The following is a 16,388-nucleotide window of genomic DNA, read 5'->3' as shown; positions in this document are numbered from 1 at the left end:
GGAAGATCGAGATCGGGAACCTACGGTCGGAACGCGCCGATCCCGGCGATCGCCATCTTCGGTTGCGCCGTCGCCACGGTGGTGAAGCCCAGCATCAAATACCGCGCCTTTCGTGCCTGCGCGAAGGTGATGCGCTGCGTGGCGCGCGCGTAGGCGATGTTGCCGAACTCGCCCTCGCCCGCCGGCGCCCAGGTCTTGCCGTCCTCGCTCGTCTCGACGCGGTAGCGGCCCGGCGGCCCCGCATCGGGCAACGCCTGACGGGTCGGCGTCAAGCTGAACCCCGCGACCTGATCCGCCTTGCCCATGTCGATCATCAGCATCACCACGCTCGTCGGCGTCGGCGCAGGCGTCGTCCAGACGGTCGCGAGATCGTCGTCGAGCACCGCTTCCGCACCGGGCAATCCGGGCTTGACCACACCCGCCAGCGACGTCTCGCCCGCGAAATCCGGCTTGCCCCCCTTCATCGCCAGACTGTGCTGGATCGCGCTGACGATCGTCCACCCGGTCTTCGAGATGATCTTGTTCCCCGTCGCCTGCGACGCCGCGACCGCAACCGGCGCGACGCTCAGGAACAGCGACAGCTCGGTGATCGCCGGGCAGGCCGACGCCTCGACGATCCGCAACCGCACGCGGCGCGCCGACACCGGCTCGGGCAGGCGGATGATCCGCTGCGCACCGATGCATTCGTGCACCGCGACCTCGCGCCACGCGCCCGTAGCGTCCGCCACATCGATCGCGAACTTCGTGACCCGCACGCCAAGCGCCAGCGCCTCGCGGATCCGGATCAGGTCGAACCGGCGCCCCGGCGGCAGGTCGAGCACCAGCGACGGCGTCTTCATCGCATCCGGCGTGCTCCAATAGGTGTCGGGATTGCCGTCGAGCACGTTGCCGGGCGCGAACCGGGCGCCGCGCGACGGTCCGCTCGCCACCGCACCCTTCGCCAGATCGGTCGCGAAGCTCGCGCGCAACGCATCGCCGAACGACTTCAGCGACGCGAGATCGGGCTCCGCGATCACCCCGCGACGATCGGGCGGCAGGTTGAGCATCATGTTGGTGCCGCGCCCGACCGACTCGTCGTGGAACTGCATCAGCCGCTGCGGCGACTTCACCTGCAGATCCTCGTCGGCATGATAGAACCAGCCGGGACGGATCGAGGTGTTCGTCTCCGCCGGCCACCAGAGCGGCGCACCGCGCACGCCCGAATTGCCCTCGCTCTGGACGTACGGATGGTTCGGCATCGTCGGCCAGCACGGATCGCCCGCGCGTCCGTCCTCGTTCCCGACCCAGCGGATATCCGCGCCGAGCGGATCGAAGGTGCACGCCATCGGCTGCAATTTATGAACCAGCGCGATGATCGACGGCCAGTTATAATATTTCGGCGCATCGATCTTCCGCGCCTCGCGCGCGCCGCCATAATAGCCGTCGCCGCCGTTCGCGCCATCGAACCAGACCTCGAACAGCTCGCCGTAATTGGTGCACAGATCGGTCAGCTGCGCGCGGAAATACTCGACGTACGCGGGTGTGCCATAGTCGGCGCGGTTGCGATCCCAGGGCGACAGATACAGTCCGTAGGAAATCCCGCCACGGCGGCACGCATCGCCCAGTTCGCGGACGATATCGCCCTTGCCGCCCTTGTACGGGCTGTTGCGGATGCAATGCTCGGTGAGCTTGGTCGGCCAGAGGCAGAAGCCGTCATGATGCTTGGCGGTGAGGACTAGGCCGGTGAGTCCCGCGCTTTTCGCCGCCGCGACGATCTGGTCCGGATCGAACGCGGTCGGGTCGAACAGCTTGGGGTCCTCGTCGCCATACCCCCATTCCTTGTCGGTCCAGGTGTTCAGCGTGAAGTGGACGAAGCCGTAGCGCTCGCGCTTATGCCAGGCGAGCTGTCGGACGCTTGGCGTCGCACCCCAGGGGGCTGGTGCACCCACCGGAGCGGCAGCGTTCGCGCGACCGGCGGCGGCGGCGGCAAGCGTACCGGCGATCAACGCACGGCGATTCATGTCGAAGGTCATCGCGAAACTCCGGTGGTTGCTGGCGGCCGATCGGCAGGCGCGCGGCCAAAATCACGGTTGGGCGTCGCGCCCATCTCGAACACGAGCCGACCGCCGCGCACGATATCGGCATGCGCGATCCAGCTCTTCGTCCAGGGCCGACCGTTCCACGTCACCGCATGCACATACGGCCGATCCGCCGCATTCCCGCGCGCCTCCAGGACGAGAGTCCGGCCTGCGCCGACGCGCATCTCGGCACGGTCGAACAGCGGCGAGCCCAGCACATAGTTCGCGCTCACCGGATCGACCGGATACAGCCCGAGCGCACTCAGCACGAACCACGCGCTCATCTGCCCGCAATCGTCGTTGCCGATGATGCCGTCGGGATCGTCCTTGTACATCTCGGTCAGCAGCCGGCGGACCATCGCCTGCGTCTTCCACGCAGCACCACAATACGCGTACATATACGCGACGTGATGGCTTGGTTCGTTGCCGTGCGCGTACTGCCCGACCAGCCCGGAGATGTCGGGCGGCGCGTCCTTCGGCAGGATCGACGGCGCGTTGAACAGGCCGTCGAGCTTCGCCTCGAACTGCGCATCGCCGCCCATCGCCGCGATCAGGCCATAGACGTCGTGCTGGTTGAGGAACGTCGCCTGCCAGCCATTGCTCTCGGTATAATCGCGCCACTTCGACGAGTGGCCGAGCGCGATCGGATCGTAGGGCGTCGTCCATGTCCCGTTCGCGAGCTTCGGCCGCGCAAACCCGATCGAAGCATCGAACACGTTGCGCCAGTTCCCGCTCCGCTTGCGCAACCGCGCGGCATCCGCACTCGCGCCCGCCGCATCCGCCATATGCGCCGAGGCGTAATCGTCATACGCATATTCGAGCGTGCGCGAGACCGACTCGAACACCGCATCCGCGGGGATGTAGCCCATCGAGTCGTACGGCTTGATCCCGAGGCTATTGTCCATCGTAGGCATCGCGAAATCGAACGACCGGCGCCGCACGTTCGGCCACGCCGCGGCATAGTTCGCCGGCACGCCCTTCGCGCGCGCCTCGGCCATCACCGACACCGAATGCCAGCCGATCATGCACCCCGTCTCGACGCCCTGCAAAGGCCAGACCGGCGGGCCGTACGGGCTCTGCTGCGTCTGCCGGATCAGGTCGCCGACGAGCTCCGCGGTGCGCTCGGGCTCGATCAGCGTGAGCAACGGATGCAGCGCGCGATATGTGTCCCACATCGAATAGGAACTGTACGCGCGATCCTTGCCGGTCGCCGTGTGCACCTGCCGGTCGAGCCCGACATAGCGGCCGTCGACATCGGAAAACAGCGTCGGCGCAAGCTGCGCGTGGTACAGCGCGCTCGCCATGATCGTGCGCTGCGCCGGCGTACCACCCTCGACGCTGACGGCGGCGAGCGCGGGCGCCCAGCGCTTGGTCGCATCGGCACGGTAGCGATCGAAATCCCAATGCCGCGCCTCCGCGGCAAGGTTCGCGCGCGCGCCGGCAACGTCGACCGCGGAGATACCCGTGCGGATCACGATCGGCGCAGCGCCGGCGTCGTCATAGTGCAGCACCGCCTTGACGCGCTTGCCCGCGACGCCTTTCGCGCCCGCTGCCTGTGCGACGTCGCCATCGCCGTAGAACACGATCCGGTCGGGCTTGCGCGACAGCTGCATCGCGAAGTGGATCCGCCGCCCCTTCGCCCAGCGGAACACGCGCCGGCTGCCGGTCAGCATGCCGGTCTCGTCGATGTTCAGCGACGCATCGTCGATCAGCACGCCCTTGTCGGTCTTGTCGAGCACCAGGTGCGACAGGTTCACGAGGATATGCCCCGCGCCCGCCGGAAAGACATGCCGCTGGATGCCGGTCCGCTCGGTCACGGTCAGCTCCGCCCGCACGCCCGATTCCAGCGTCACGCGGTAATAGCCCGGCTCGGCATGCTCGGCCGAAAAACGCTGGCGATACCCCGCATCGGGATCGGCCAACGTACCGGGCGTCAGTTGCACCGGCCCACGCGTGGGCACCACCAGAACGTCGAGCATGTCGCCGATCCCAGTGCCCGACAGATGCGTATGGCTGAACCCCATGATCGACGTGTCGGTGCGGTGATAGCCCGAACACGCATCCCAGCGCTCGGCATCGGTATCGGGACTGAGCTGCACCATCCCGAACGGCAAGGTCGCGCCCGGATAGGTGTGGCCGTGACCGCCGGTGCCGACGAACAGATCGGGCGCGGTCGCTTGGCGTGGCGTGGCGGCGACGGTCGCGCGGGCAGTCAGCGCGAGCGCGCCGCTTCCCGCGAGAAGCATGCGGCGTGTGATTGTCATGCGCGAACTCCGAGAAGTGCGGGGCGTTTGGCGGCGATGTCGACGACCAGTTCGCCGAACAGCCCGTTCGCCCAGGCGAACCAGGACCGCGTAAACTTCGCGGCGTCGTCCTGATTGAAGGATTCGTGCATGAACCCGGTGCCGCCATGCGTCGCCTTCAGCGCAGCCAGCGATCGCGCGACGGTCGCATCGTCACCGGTCTCGAGCGCGTTCAGCGCGTGCATCACGATCGACATCGGCCAGATCTCGCGCAGGCCGGTATGCGGACTGCCGATCCCCTCCGCCGCCTTGCCGGTGAAGAAATAGGCGTTGTCCTTGCTCCACGCACGCGCCGCGGTGCGCCGCCAGAGCGGATCGTCGGGCTTCACCGCGCCGAGATACGCCAGCCCCGAGAGGCTCGGCACATTGGCGTCGTCCATGAAGATCGCGTTGCCATAGCCATCGACCTCATACGCCCAGACCGGCTGGCCGTCTGCGCCCTTGGTCAGCCCATGCAGCCGCAACGCCGCCTCGACCTCGTCCGCCAGCGCAGACGCATCCGCCGCCAGCGCCGCGTCGGGCCGCGCACGCGTCGCGAGTTCCGCCAACTGGCGCAGCGCGCGGACCGCGAAGATGTTCGACGGGATCAGGAACGGGAGCACGCACGCATCATCCGAAGGCCGGAACCCACAATGGATCAGCCCGACCGGTCGCGACGGCGGCCCATAGCCGTCGAGCGGCATGCTCTCGCCGACGATCGGCGACGATCGGCGGAAGCGATACGGCCCCGACCCGTCCTTGCGCTGCTGCTCGCGGAACGTCCGGATCGACGCACGCGCGCCGTCCGCCCACAGCGCATCGAACGGCACGGTGTCGCCGGTCGCCTGCCAATACGCATGCGCGATCCACATCGGGTAGCAGAGCGAATCTATCTCCCACTTCCGCTCGCCGACACCCGGCTTCATCACCGTGTCGTCGGTCAGCGACCAGCTCAGATTGGTCTTCGCCGATGGGTCATGCATGAATGCGTTGGCGTACGGATCGATCAGGATGCACCGCGCCTGCCGCGCGATCAGCCCGTGGAACAGGGTTCGCAACGCCGGATCGCGCTTCGCCAGCGGGAGGTACGGATGGACCTGCGCCGAGCTGTCGCGCAGCCACATGCAGTCGATGTCGCCGGTGATCACAAACGCATCGGGCTTGCCGTCCACCGCGCCCATGAACACCGTCGTATCGAGCGTGTTCGGATAACAATTCCCAAACATCCAGGCGAGTTCGGGATCGGCGATCTTCGCCGACACGCGCGCGATCTCCGCCTCGACCGCGCGGCTGGTGTAGCGACGATCGCCAAGCTTCGGCCGCTTGCTGACGAACGGCGGTGCGGCCGCCCGCAGCGGTCCCGCGAGCCCGAGTGCCGCAGCACCCGCGATAAGCATCCGGCGGTCGATCACTTCGGCAAATCCTTCGTGCCCGTCACGGTGAAAACGGTATCGACACCCGGCCCGTCGCCGGGCTGGCCGCCACCGATATGCAGCCGGTATTCGCCCGGCACGACACGCCGAGTCCCCGCCGCATCGACGCTGCTCATCCCGCGAGGATCGATCGTGAACGCCACGCGTGCCGTCTGCCCCGGCTTCACTGTCGCGCGCCTGAACCCGACGAGCTGGCGCTGGAGGACAGGATCGTTGAAGCGCGGCTTCACCACCGGCTCGGGCGGCACCAGATACGCCTGCACGACCTCGTCGCCCGCGACCTCGCCCGCGTTCTTCACCGGCACCTCGACCGTGAAACTCTCGCCAGCCGCAATCGTACTGCGCGCGAGTTTGGGCTCGGCATAAGCGAACTGCGTATAGCTCAGCCCGTGCCCGAAGCCCCAGAGCGGCGTGCCCGTAAAGTACCGATAGGTCCGCTCGCGCATGTTGTAGTCGATGAACGCCGGCAGATCGCGCGTCTTCGCGTAGAACGTCACCGGCAGTCGCCCGCCCGGATTGCTCCTGCCAACCAGCGTATCGGCGATCGCCTGACCGCCAGCCTGACCCGGATACCAGCCGACCAGGATCGCGTCGGCATGCGCCTTCGCCCAAGTCATCGCGACCGCGCTGCCGGCCATCAGCACGACGACCAGCGGCTTGCCGGTCGCCTTCGCCGCTTCGAGCAACCGCACCTGCGCGGCGGGGAGCCCGATATCGGTCCGATCGCCGCCCGAGAACCCGGCCACCTCGATCTGCAACGCCTCGCCCTCGACCGCAGGCGACAGCCCGACGAACGCGACGATCGCATCGGCATTCTTGGCGACCGCAACCGCCTCGGCGACCTGCGCCTCCGCAGGCGCAGTCCAGGTAAGCCGCAGCCCCTGGTCCTCACCGCTGTGCGCAAGTTCGACGCGGATCGAATGCGGACCAGCGGCCAACGTCACCGCCGCCTCGACGTTCTTCCCGCTGCCATCGTCGTCAGCGACCAACTTGTCGTCGATCCACAGACGCGAAGGATCATGCCCCTTGCAGTCGAAACAGCGCGGCACGTCGAGCCGAAACACATAGTCGCCGTCAGCCGGCGCGGTGATCGTCCCCGTCCAGCGCACCGAGAACGCCGCCGGATCGATCCCCGGTGCAGGCGCCGTCCGATCCCAGTCGAAGTCGATCGTCCGGTCGGCGCGCACCACGGGAGTTCCCGCGAAATCGCTCCCCCGGAAATATTCGCCGCGCAGCGACAGCGCAGTATCGGGCACCGGGACCGGCACACCCTCGGCGATGCTCGACCCCTGAGCATACCGCACTCCGCCAAACGCCGTCCGCAGCGCCGCCAACGGCGTGATCGGCGCCGCCGCGGTACCGTGATAATTCGCCTCCAGCACGTCGACGCTGTCGGCATTCGGCCCGATCACCGCGATCTTCGCGGACGGTTTCAGCGGCAGCACGCCGTTGTTCTGGACCAGTACCATCGCCTTCCGCGCCGCCTCCAGCGCCAGCGCGCGGTGCGCCGGCGTGTCGAACTCGGTCGGCTTGATCCTGTCCCACGGGCTCGTCGTCCCGAACGCGCCCCCCAGCATCCGCCGCACCGCGAACGTCCGCGTCAAACTCGTGTCGAGCGTCGCCTCGGGCACCAGCCCCCGCCGCACCGCATCGCCGAGCGCCGCGTAGGTCTTCCCGCAGTTGAAATCCATGCCAGCGGAAATCGCCGCCGCCGATCCGCTCGCAGTATCGCGCCGATAATAATGGTAGTTCGAGATATTCCCGACCGCATCGCAGTCCGACACGATCAGCCCCTCGAAACCCCATTGCTTCCGCACCGTCTCGGTCAGCAACGGCTCCGACGCGCACACCGGCACGCCGTGAATCGCGTTATACGCGCACATCGTCGACAGCGCCTTGCCCTCGGTCAGCGCCATCCGGAACGCGGGCAGGAACGTCGCCTCGCGGTCGTGCGGCGAGATATCGACGTCGAACCCATCCCGCCCCGCCTCGGGCCCGCTATGCGCGGCGAGATGCTTGGGCGTGGCAATCACCTTGGGATGCGCAAGGTCCGGCCCCTGCAACCCGCCGATAAACGCAACCCCCAGCCGCCCCGTCAGATACGGATCCTCGCCATACGTCTCCTGCCCACGACCCCAGCGCGGATCGCGAAAGATGTTGATGTTGGGCGACCAGATCGTCAGCCCCTGATAGCGCGTCCGATCCCCGGCCGGCAGCGCATTCGACTTCGCCCGCGCCTCGGTCGACACGACATCGCCGACGCGCCGCAGCAGCGCCTCGTCCCACGTCGCGGCCAGCCCGATCGCCTGCGGAAACACCGTCGCCACGCCGTTGCGCGCGAGCCCGTGCAGCCCCTCGTTCCAGTAATCGTATGCGGGCAAGTTCAGCCGCGGGATCGCCGGCGCGACGCTCTGCAACTGCGCCGCCTTCTCCTCGAGCGTCATGCTCCGAACAGCTGGATCGACCGTCTGCGCAAGCGCGGACGTGGCGAGCAGGGCGGCGAGCGGCGAAGCGAAGAGCACGGTGCGGATCATGATGTAGCCTTGGTCGGGACGGTCGCGCCGAACAGGCTGCGGACCGAGAGGGCGTGTTGGAGCGTCGCGAGCGATGCATCGGAGCGGACCGAGATCGTCATGGCGTCGCCGGCGGCGAGGTCGAAGGCATTGTCGGACAGCGTCGCGTCGCAATCGCCGAAGTCAATCCAGACGCCCCGCGCGAGCGATCTGGCCGAGACGGTCAGCGCATAGCCGCCGGGGCTAGCGACGATGGTCGCCTTCAGCGCGGGATCGACCAGCGCGACGTCTTTCGCCTTGGCGAAATAGACGAATTGCCGCGCGACGACCGCGCCATCCACGGTCACGTCCGCCACCGCAAAGGTCCGCGACGGATCCGCCTTGCCGAGCAGGTCGGCATCGGCGAACTTGCCCAGCGACATCGCCGCGAGCGGCGCCGCCTCCACGATGCCGCCGCGTTCCGACAGCTGCGTACCGTCGCGGTCGATCACCCGCAGCCGCCAGCGCGCGGGGAACGCCTCGCGCTTGTCGGAGATCAGCGTGACGACGGTATTGCCCTTGATGTGCTGCGCGCCGATCGTGACCGGCGCATAGAAACGCCGGGCGCGGTAATGGCTCGCCTTCCAGCGATTGTGGAAGTCGATGCTGCCCCAGGCCTGCCCGGCCCAGATCGAGTTGATCAGTCCCGGCCAGCTGTCGTTGAGCGTCCAGTACAGCGTGCCCATGTTCTGCGGACGCGATGCGCGCTGGTGGATCACCGCCATCTCCAGGCCTTCCGCCTGGAGCAGTTGCGACAGATAGATATAGTCGACGAACGATTTTGGCTCGCCGTAATCAGCGCGGATATAGCCGAGGATGCGGCCGTTGCCCTTGCCGCTGTCGTACGCGCTGCCGACGATCTGGACCGGCATGTCCTCCGGGCGACGCGCTCCCAGCATTTCGCGCGTGGTGCGCAGGCCGGGCATCGATTGCAGCCCGAATTCGGACATGAAGCGGTTTTCGGTGGTCAGGTACTCCTCGAGCGGAGACCGCGCCCAGACATCCCAGTAATGCACGTCGCCATCGGTCTTCACTTCGGAGATGCCGTCGTAATCGGTGGTCGGCGAACCACCCCAATAAGGCGTGCTCGGCGACAGCGCGGTGACGACCGCGCGCAGATCCTTGTCGAACAACCGGCGGAGGTGCGCGCCGAACGCCTCCTGCCCATCCGGCCCGAGCGCACGCGCAAAGGCCTTGCGGTCGCTCCAATTGTCCCACCCGGTCTGGACCTCGTTATTGCCGTTCCAGATCACCAGCGAGGGGTGGTCGCGAAGCCGCCGGACCTGGTCGGTCGCCTCCAGCCGCGTGCTCTCGCGCAGCGCGGCGTCGTTGGCGGGCAGCGCGTTGCCGAACATGAAATCCTGCCACAGCATCAGCCCCAGCCGGTCGGCCTTGGCGAACACCGCGTCGTCGGGATAATAGCCCCCGCCCCAGATCCGCAGCATGTTCATGTTCGCCGCGACCGCCGCCTCCAGCACCGCATCGGTGCGCGCCGCGGGAACGCGCGACGCGATGCTGTCGGCGGGCTCGAGGTTCGCGCCCTTGGCGAAGATCGGCACGCCGTTGATCACGAACGCCATGCCGCGGCCCCAGCGATCGGTATCGCGGCGCAGTTCGACGGTACGCAGTCCGATATCGTGCGTCGCGGTGCCGAGCACGCGCCCCGCCTCGGTGACGGTCGCAGTGACCGCGTACAGATCGGGCTTGCCATACCCGACCGGCCACCAGCGTCGCGGGCGTTCGATCCGGACCGGCAGCACCACCGGGTTCAGCCCCGCAAACAAGGTCACGCGGCGGTGGAGCCGTTGCGCCGTGCCATCTGGGCCGGCGATATCCACGCGCACGTCGACGGTCCGCGGCGTCGCCGCGTCGATCTCAACGGCCGCATCGAGCACCGCGACGCTGTCGTCGAGATGCACCTGCGCGACATGGAAGTCGTTCAGGCGGAGGCCATCATACGCCTCGATCCGGACCGGCTTGCCGATCCCGATCGTGACGATCCGCGGCGCGAAGTCCCAGCCATAATGATAGGCCGCCTTGCGCACGTAATTCGCGGTCTGGCGCCCCTTGGGCTCGTCGCCGAACGCGGTGTCATAGGCCCCCGGCAACGGCACCTTCTCGGCCAGCGCGCGTGGCAGGAGCTTGCGGATCGGCGATTCGAAATCGATCTCGATGACGTTGCGGCCCGGCTTCAGCAGCGCCTTGGCCGCGACCCGCCAGTTGCGGAACATGTTGTCGGCGCGGAGCACGGCCGTCCCGTTGACGCGGACGGTCGCGAACGTGTCGAGCCCGTCGAAGGCGAGATCGACATTCGCGCGCGCCAGCGTCGCCTGATCCAGCGTGAAGACGGTCCGATACTGCCAGCCGGACAGCCCGACCCATTGCGCGGCACGCTCGCCCTCGCCGGTCCACGGATCGGCGAGCAGATGCGCGGCGAGCAGGTCGGTCTGCACCGATCCCGGCACGCGCGCGGGCAACCAGCGCGTCGCCGCCCTGTGCGCGGCCGCGTTGGCATCGCCCGGTGCGAGCCGAACCTCCCATCCGGTGTCCAGCACACGCGTGATCGGCTCCGCCGCGGGCTCGGCCAGGGCCGGGGCCGCCATCGCCAAGCCGATCACGACCAGCAGGATTCGACCGACGCGGATCACTTGGGAACGACTTGCCCGGCCAGTGTCCGGATCGTCAGCGCACGTTTCAGCGCCACCGCCGACGATTTGGACGCTACAGACACCGTAACGCTCTCCCCCGGCAGCAGATCGAACGCATTGTCGGACGGCGTCGCCTCGACCTTGCCGAAATCGAGCCACACCGCGCGGGCCAGCTTGGTCGCGGTCAGCGTCAGGCGATCGCCCGCCCATGTAGCGGTCAGTTCTGGATCAGGCAGCGTCATCGTCTTGGGGGCTGCCGACACCAGCACGCGCGACGTCACGCGGCCATCGACGAGCAATTCCGCCACCGCGATCGTCCGCGCTGGATCGCCGCCCGCGAACAGCGTCGCATCAGGCAGCGTCGCGACCGCGGTTGCGGACAACGGCGCCAACGTCGCCGGCGTCTCGCTCATTGCAAGCACCTTCCCATCGACGTCTAGCGTCCGCACCCGCCACACCGCCTCGGTCGGCACCGTCGCGTCCGAAATCAAGCTAACCTTGGTCGACCCGTCCTTGCGCTCGGCGGCGATCGCCAGCGGCGCGTAGAAATGCCGCGCGCGGAATTGCAGCGCCTTCCAGCGGCCGTAATAATCGATGCTGGCCCATGACGCCCCCGGCCAGACGTCGTTGATCTGCCAGAACAGCGACCCCATCGTCACCGGCCGGCACGCACGGTGATGCAACGCGGCGAGTTCGATCCCCTCCGCCTGCATCACCTGGCTCAGATACACGAACTCGGCAAAATCGCGCGGCTCGCGGTATTTCTCGCGGATGTAGAACAGCAGCCGGTCGTTGCCCTCGCCCTTCAGGAACTTCTGGTGCGCCTTCATCACCGGCGAGGTCGGCGAGAAGTCGGCGTCGGTCGCGAACGTCCGGATCGTCTTCATCTCGGGCATCGACTGCAGGCCGTATTCGGACATGAACCGCGGGCAGCTGTCGAGATACGCCTCGACCGGTTTCTTGCCGCCCCAAACGTCCCAGTAATGCCGGTCGCCATCGCCATCGATGTCGGGCTTGTCCTCGTAATTGCTGCTCGGCGAGCCCGGCCAATAGACCGCGTCGGGATCGCGGCGTTCGGCGGCATCGCGCAGCACGCGGTCGAAGATCACCGCCATGCCGACGCCGATCCGCTCCTGCTCGTCCGCGCCCACCGCCTTCTTATACGCGATCCGGTCGGACCAGTTCGCCCAGCCGCTGAGCACTTCGTTGTTGCCCGCCCACATCACGATCGAGGGATGCGCCTGGAGCCGGTCGACCTGTTCCTCCGCCTCGATCCGGACGGTCTCGCGGAAATCGCGGTCGGGGGGCGTGACGGACCCGCCGAACATGAAGTCCTGCCAAACCATCAGCCCCATCTGGTCGGCGATGTCGTAGAACGCGTCGTCCAGATAATAGCCGCCGCCCCACACGCGGATCATGTTCATGTTAGCGTCGCGCGCGCCGGCCATGACGGTGCGAATCTGGCTCTCGGGTACGCGTGCGGGAAACATGTCGAACGGGATCAGGTTCGCGCCCTTGGCGAACACCGGGATGCCGTTGACGACGAACGCGAACCCGCGGCCCTGCGCGTCCTTGTCGCGACGCAGTTCGACGGTGCGCAGGCCAGTGCGGCGCTGCGCGGTGTCGATCGTCGCGGTTCCGTCGGTCAGCGTCGCCTTCACGGTGTAAAGCGGCTGCGCGCCATAGCCCGCGGGGAACCAGCGCTGCGGATTGGCGATGCTCACCGGCACCGCGACATGGCTCGCGCCCGCCGCGACCGTGACGGTGCGCGCCGCCTGGGTCATCTGACCGTCTGGCCCGGTCACCGCGACCTGGACTGTGACCGGACGCTCCTCGCCCGCGACCACGTCGAGTTCCGCGGACAAGCGCGCCTCGGTCTTCGTCAGCCCTTCCTGCGTCACGCGAAACGCCTCGATCCGCGCGTCGTCCCACGCCTCGATCCGCGCCGGGCGCCAGATCCCCTGCGTGACGATCCGCGGGCCCCAGTCCCAGCCATATTGATACTTCGGCTTGCGGATATAGGGCGAGGTCTGCTTGCCCATCGGCTCGTCGCCATAGATCGAATCATATTCGCCGGGCAGCGGATGCGCGGTCTTCAGCACCATTGGCTGCAACGTGCGGATCGGCGAGCGGAACGTCACGAGCAAGTCGTTCGCCCCCGGCTTCAGTACCGCCTTGACCGGCACGCGCCAGCGCCGATTCGCGTTGTCCGCCGCCAGCAGCTTGGTCCCGTTCAGCCGCACCTCGGCGAAGGTATCCAGGCCATCGAACACCAGGTCGATATGATCGCGCGCAAGCTGTTCGGCGGTCATCCGCAAGGTCGTGCGATATTGCCAGTCGGTCAGCCCGACCCACTGGATCTTCGCCTCGTTCAGGCCCTTGTACGGATCGGGCACGATCTTCGCCGCCATCAGGTCGGTCTGCGCACTGCCCGGCACGGTCGCGCGCAACCAGCGTGCCGCCTTGGGGTGTGCCTTCGCCGCAGCGGTATCGGCGGGATCGATCCGCATCGACCAGCCACTGTCGAGCACGACGCTCGTGCGCGGTGCGGCGAATGCGGGCGTGGCGACGCTGGCGAGCAACAGGAGCGCGGTCCACCGCATCAGTTCTTCTCCACCAGCTGCATCGCCTCGACCGCGTAGAAAGGCGACTCCATCGACGACGTGAACTGGAGGCACACGTCCGCATCCCCCTTCCCCGCGGGCAGCACGCCGCGGAAGGTAATGCGGGTCGGGCTGTTCGCCGGATCGGGCAGCGGGAAGGTCGCGGCGATCGTGCCCGTGCAGCCGCCGGTGCGCATCACCAGCTCGCCGTACGTCGTCACCGCATAATGCCGCCGCAACGCCTTCTCGTCATGCGCCAGCCCGTAATGCCGCGGCAGGCGCGCGACATCGATCGTGAACCCGCGCGCCACGTCCAGCGGAGCCGCCGGATACATCGTGCACGGATCGAAGATGTTGACGTTGAACACCGGCGTATTGGCCGTAGCCTCCGACGTCAGCGGCACGCGCAGCCCGATCGCGCCATCGGGGCACGCGACCAGCTCCGAACTCGACCGGCGCAACAGCGACGCACGGCTCGTCTCGAACAGACGCGGTGCCGCGGTCGAGCGACCGTCGGTAGTGAAGGCGGCCGCACGAACGGTCGTCCCCGGCTTCAACGACAGCGGGGCCGCGTAGGCCTTCGACCGCACGGTCGGCACCTTGCCATCCAGCGTATAGCGGATCGTACCATAGCCCGCCTGCGTCGCCAGCGTCACCGGCACTTTGCCGCTACGCAGCGCATCGCCCCGCGTCCCCTGCACCGCAAAGTCGACCGCGAACGCACTGTCCGCCGCAGCAATCCCGGCCCGCGCATACCGCCCCATCTGCGGTTCCAGTCGCGCGACGAAGCTCGCATAGTCCTGCGTGGTTTTCGGCGACCACGTCCGTTCGGCCAGGGCCGACAGCCGCGGGAACGTCGCGTGCTGCAGCTGTTCGGGCGTCACGAAATACTCGCTGAACGCGTTGATCTGCGCACCCAGGACATGCTTCGCCTTGTCGGGCGCGAGGCCCGCGGGCTCGGGTTCGTACGCGTAGAGCCGGGCAAGCGTCACGATCGCGTCGCCGTTCGAAATCCGGCCCGGCGGCTCGTCGCTCCGCGTGCTTTGCAGGCTGTCGAGATACAGGATCGGCGCGGGGCTGAGCACGACGTCATGCCCCTGGTTCGCCGCATCGACGGCCCCCTTCTCGCCGCGCCACGACATCACCGAGGCCGACGGCGGCAGGCCACCCTCGAGGATCTCGTCCCAGCCAATCAGGCGACGGCCGTGCTTGGCGAGATACTCGCCGAGCTGGTCGATCATCCAGCTCTGCATCTGCATCTCGGTCTTGAGCCCGAGCGCCTTCATCTTGGCCTGCACTGCGGGGGAACGCTCCCACTGGTCCTTGACCGCCTCGTCGCCGCCGAGATGGATGAACTGCGACGGAAACACGTCCATCAGCTCGTCGAGCACGTGCTTGATGAAGGTCATGCTGCGATCCTCCGGGCTGAACAGCCACGGGTTCACGCCCCAGTCGTGACCAACCGCGGGCCGATCGCCGAGCACGCCGACTTCCGCCGGGTACGACGCCACCGCCGCCTGCGCATGGCCGGGCAGATCGATCTCGGGCATGATCGTGATCGCGCGCTCCTGCGCATACGCGACCAGCGCCTTGAGCTCGGCCTGCGTGTAGAACCCGCCGACCTTCTCGCCCGGCGCACCACCCGCAGACGGTGGCGTCCGCCACGCGCCGATCCGGGTCAGGTCGGGATAGCGCTTGATCTCGACGCGCCAGCCCTGATCGTCGGTCAGGTGCAAATGCAGCACGTTCATCTTCTGCGCGGCGAGCTGATCGACCATCGCGTACAACGTCGCCATCGGCACGAAATGCCGCGCCGGATCGATCATCAGCCCGCGCCACTTGAACCGCGGCGCATCGCGGATCGTCATCGCCGCCAGCGTCACCGGCTTGCCGACCGCCGCATCCGGGCTGAGCAACTGCGCCAAGGTCATCGCGCCGTGGACGAGCCCCGCATCGCCGCTCGCCGCGATCGTCACGCCCTTCGTATCGACGGTCAGCGTGTACGCCTCGTCGCCAGCAATATTCGCGTCACGCACGAACCGGATCGGCCCCGCACCCGCATCACCCCCCAGCGCCAGCCCGCGCACGACCTTCACCTGCTGCACCAGCAACCGCGCCGCGGTCTTCGCGCCCGCATCGCCTGCGACGATCCCCGCACCCTCGCCGATCGTCAGCGTGCCAGACTTCACCTCGATCGACGCGGGCGCAGGGATCAATGGGGCGATCAGCTTGGGCCCTTCCGCCACCGCAGCAGTCGAGGTCATCAGCAGCGCGAGCGCCATAGGGCGGAAACGGATCATCATGGGTCCTTCGGCAAGTGCGCAGGGTCTGGCGGATAGGCGGTGGAGCCGGCCTCGAACGGTTCATACGCGCGAACGACGCCTGCGCGCGCGCCCTCCGCGGTCAGGATATCGACGGTCACGGTGAAAGGCGTAAGACGGCCAAGCCGGCGTGCGGAGACCTTGGCGGTCGCAGCAAGCTGGTCCGTCAGAATGTCGGTACGTGCGCTATCGGCGCTTGCGGAGCCCGCGAACCAGACGCTCCCCGACCCAGCGCGGCGCATCGCATAGCCCGGACTCGTCGCAAACCCCGGTCGATCACTGGCGGCAACGACGATCCGGTTCGCCCCCGCCGGATTACCCTGCAACCACGAAGGAGCGGCCGGCGCGTCGTTCGCCGGCCGGAAGCGCCACCCCGTATCGAGATCGATCCGCGCCGCGCCAACCGGCGACGCGACGAGCATGGAGAACGCCGTGGCGGAGAGGACACGGGAATGCCCGCTCCACCGTTTCCCTGCGCTGATCCATCCCGAT

Annotated in this window: 8 protein-coding genes; all 8 read right to left on the bottom strand. The window is 67.8% G+C overall.

The features are described from left to right. Positions 1 to 20: 20 nt before the first annotated feature. Genes VH567_RS11755 through VH567_RS11720 form a run of 8 tightly spaced genes read right to left on the bottom strand, consistent with a single transcriptional unit; the run spans position 21 to position 16,318 of the window. Positions 21 to 2,012 (bottom strand): alpha-L-fucosidase, encoded by a 1,992-nt coding sequence (locus VH567_RS11755; protein ID WP_423326291.1) that lies wholly within the window; start codon positions 2,010 to 2,012, stop codon positions 21 to 23. Continuing rightward, positions 2,009 to 4,321 (bottom strand): GH92 family glycosyl hydrolase, encoded by a 2,313-nt coding sequence (locus VH567_RS11750; RefSeq protein ID WP_423326289.1) that lies wholly within the window; start codon positions 4,319 to 4,321, stop codon positions 2,009 to 2,011. Before VH567_RS11750 ends, VH567_RS11755 begins: the two co-directional genes overlap by 4 nt. Further along, a complete protein-coding gene (locus tag VH567_RS11745) occupies positions 4,318 to 5,751 on the bottom strand; it encodes a glycoside hydrolase family 125 protein (protein WP_423326287.1) in 1,434 nt (477 codons plus the stop codon). Before VH567_RS11745 ends, VH567_RS11750 begins: the two co-directional genes overlap by 4 nt. Next, positions 5,748 to 8,306 (bottom strand): glycoside hydrolase family 3 C-terminal domain-containing protein, encoded by a 2,559-nt coding sequence (locus VH567_RS11740; RefSeq protein ID WP_423326285.1) that lies wholly within the window; start codon positions 8,304 to 8,306, stop codon positions 5,748 to 5,750. The genes VH567_RS11745 and VH567_RS11740 overlap by 4 nt, the downstream gene beginning before the upstream one ends. Continuing rightward, a complete protein-coding gene (locus tag VH567_RS11735; protein ID WP_423326283.1) occupies positions 8,303 to 10,972 on the bottom strand; it encodes a beta-mannosidase in 2,670 nt (889 codons plus the stop codon). The genes VH567_RS11740 and VH567_RS11735 overlap by 4 nt, the downstream gene beginning before the upstream one ends. After that, the gene (locus VH567_RS11730; protein ID WP_423326281.1) at positions 10,969 to 13,575 is read right to left on the bottom strand and encodes a beta-mannosidase; all 2,607 of its coding nucleotides are present in this window, start codon (positions 13,573 to 13,575) and stop codon (positions 10,969 to 10,971) included. Before VH567_RS11730 ends, VH567_RS11735 begins: the two co-directional genes overlap by 4 nt. Next, the gene (locus tag VH567_RS11725; RefSeq protein ID WP_423326279.1) at positions 13,575 to 15,875 is read right to left on the bottom strand and encodes a beta-N-acetylhexosaminidase; all 2,301 of its coding nucleotides are present in this window, start codon (positions 15,873 to 15,875) and stop codon (positions 13,575 to 13,577) included. The genes VH567_RS11730 and VH567_RS11725 overlap by 1 nt, the downstream gene beginning before the upstream one ends. Further along, positions 15,875 to 16,318: a hypothetical protein gene (locus VH567_RS11720; RefSeq protein ID WP_423326277.1), complete on the bottom strand. Its 444-nt coding sequence runs from the start codon at positions 16,316 to 16,318 to the stop codon at positions 15,875 to 15,877. Before VH567_RS11720 ends, VH567_RS11725 begins: the two co-directional genes overlap by 1 nt. Between the last annotated feature and the right edge of the window lie 70 nt (positions 16,319 to 16,388).

It is taken from the genome of Sphingomonas sp. 4RDLI-65, assembly GCF_049472435.1.
Classification (GTDB): Bacteria; Pseudomonadota; Alphaproteobacteria; order Sphingomonadales; family Sphingomonadaceae; genus Sphingomonas.
This window is presented reverse-complemented; position numbering and strand designations above follow the sequence as displayed.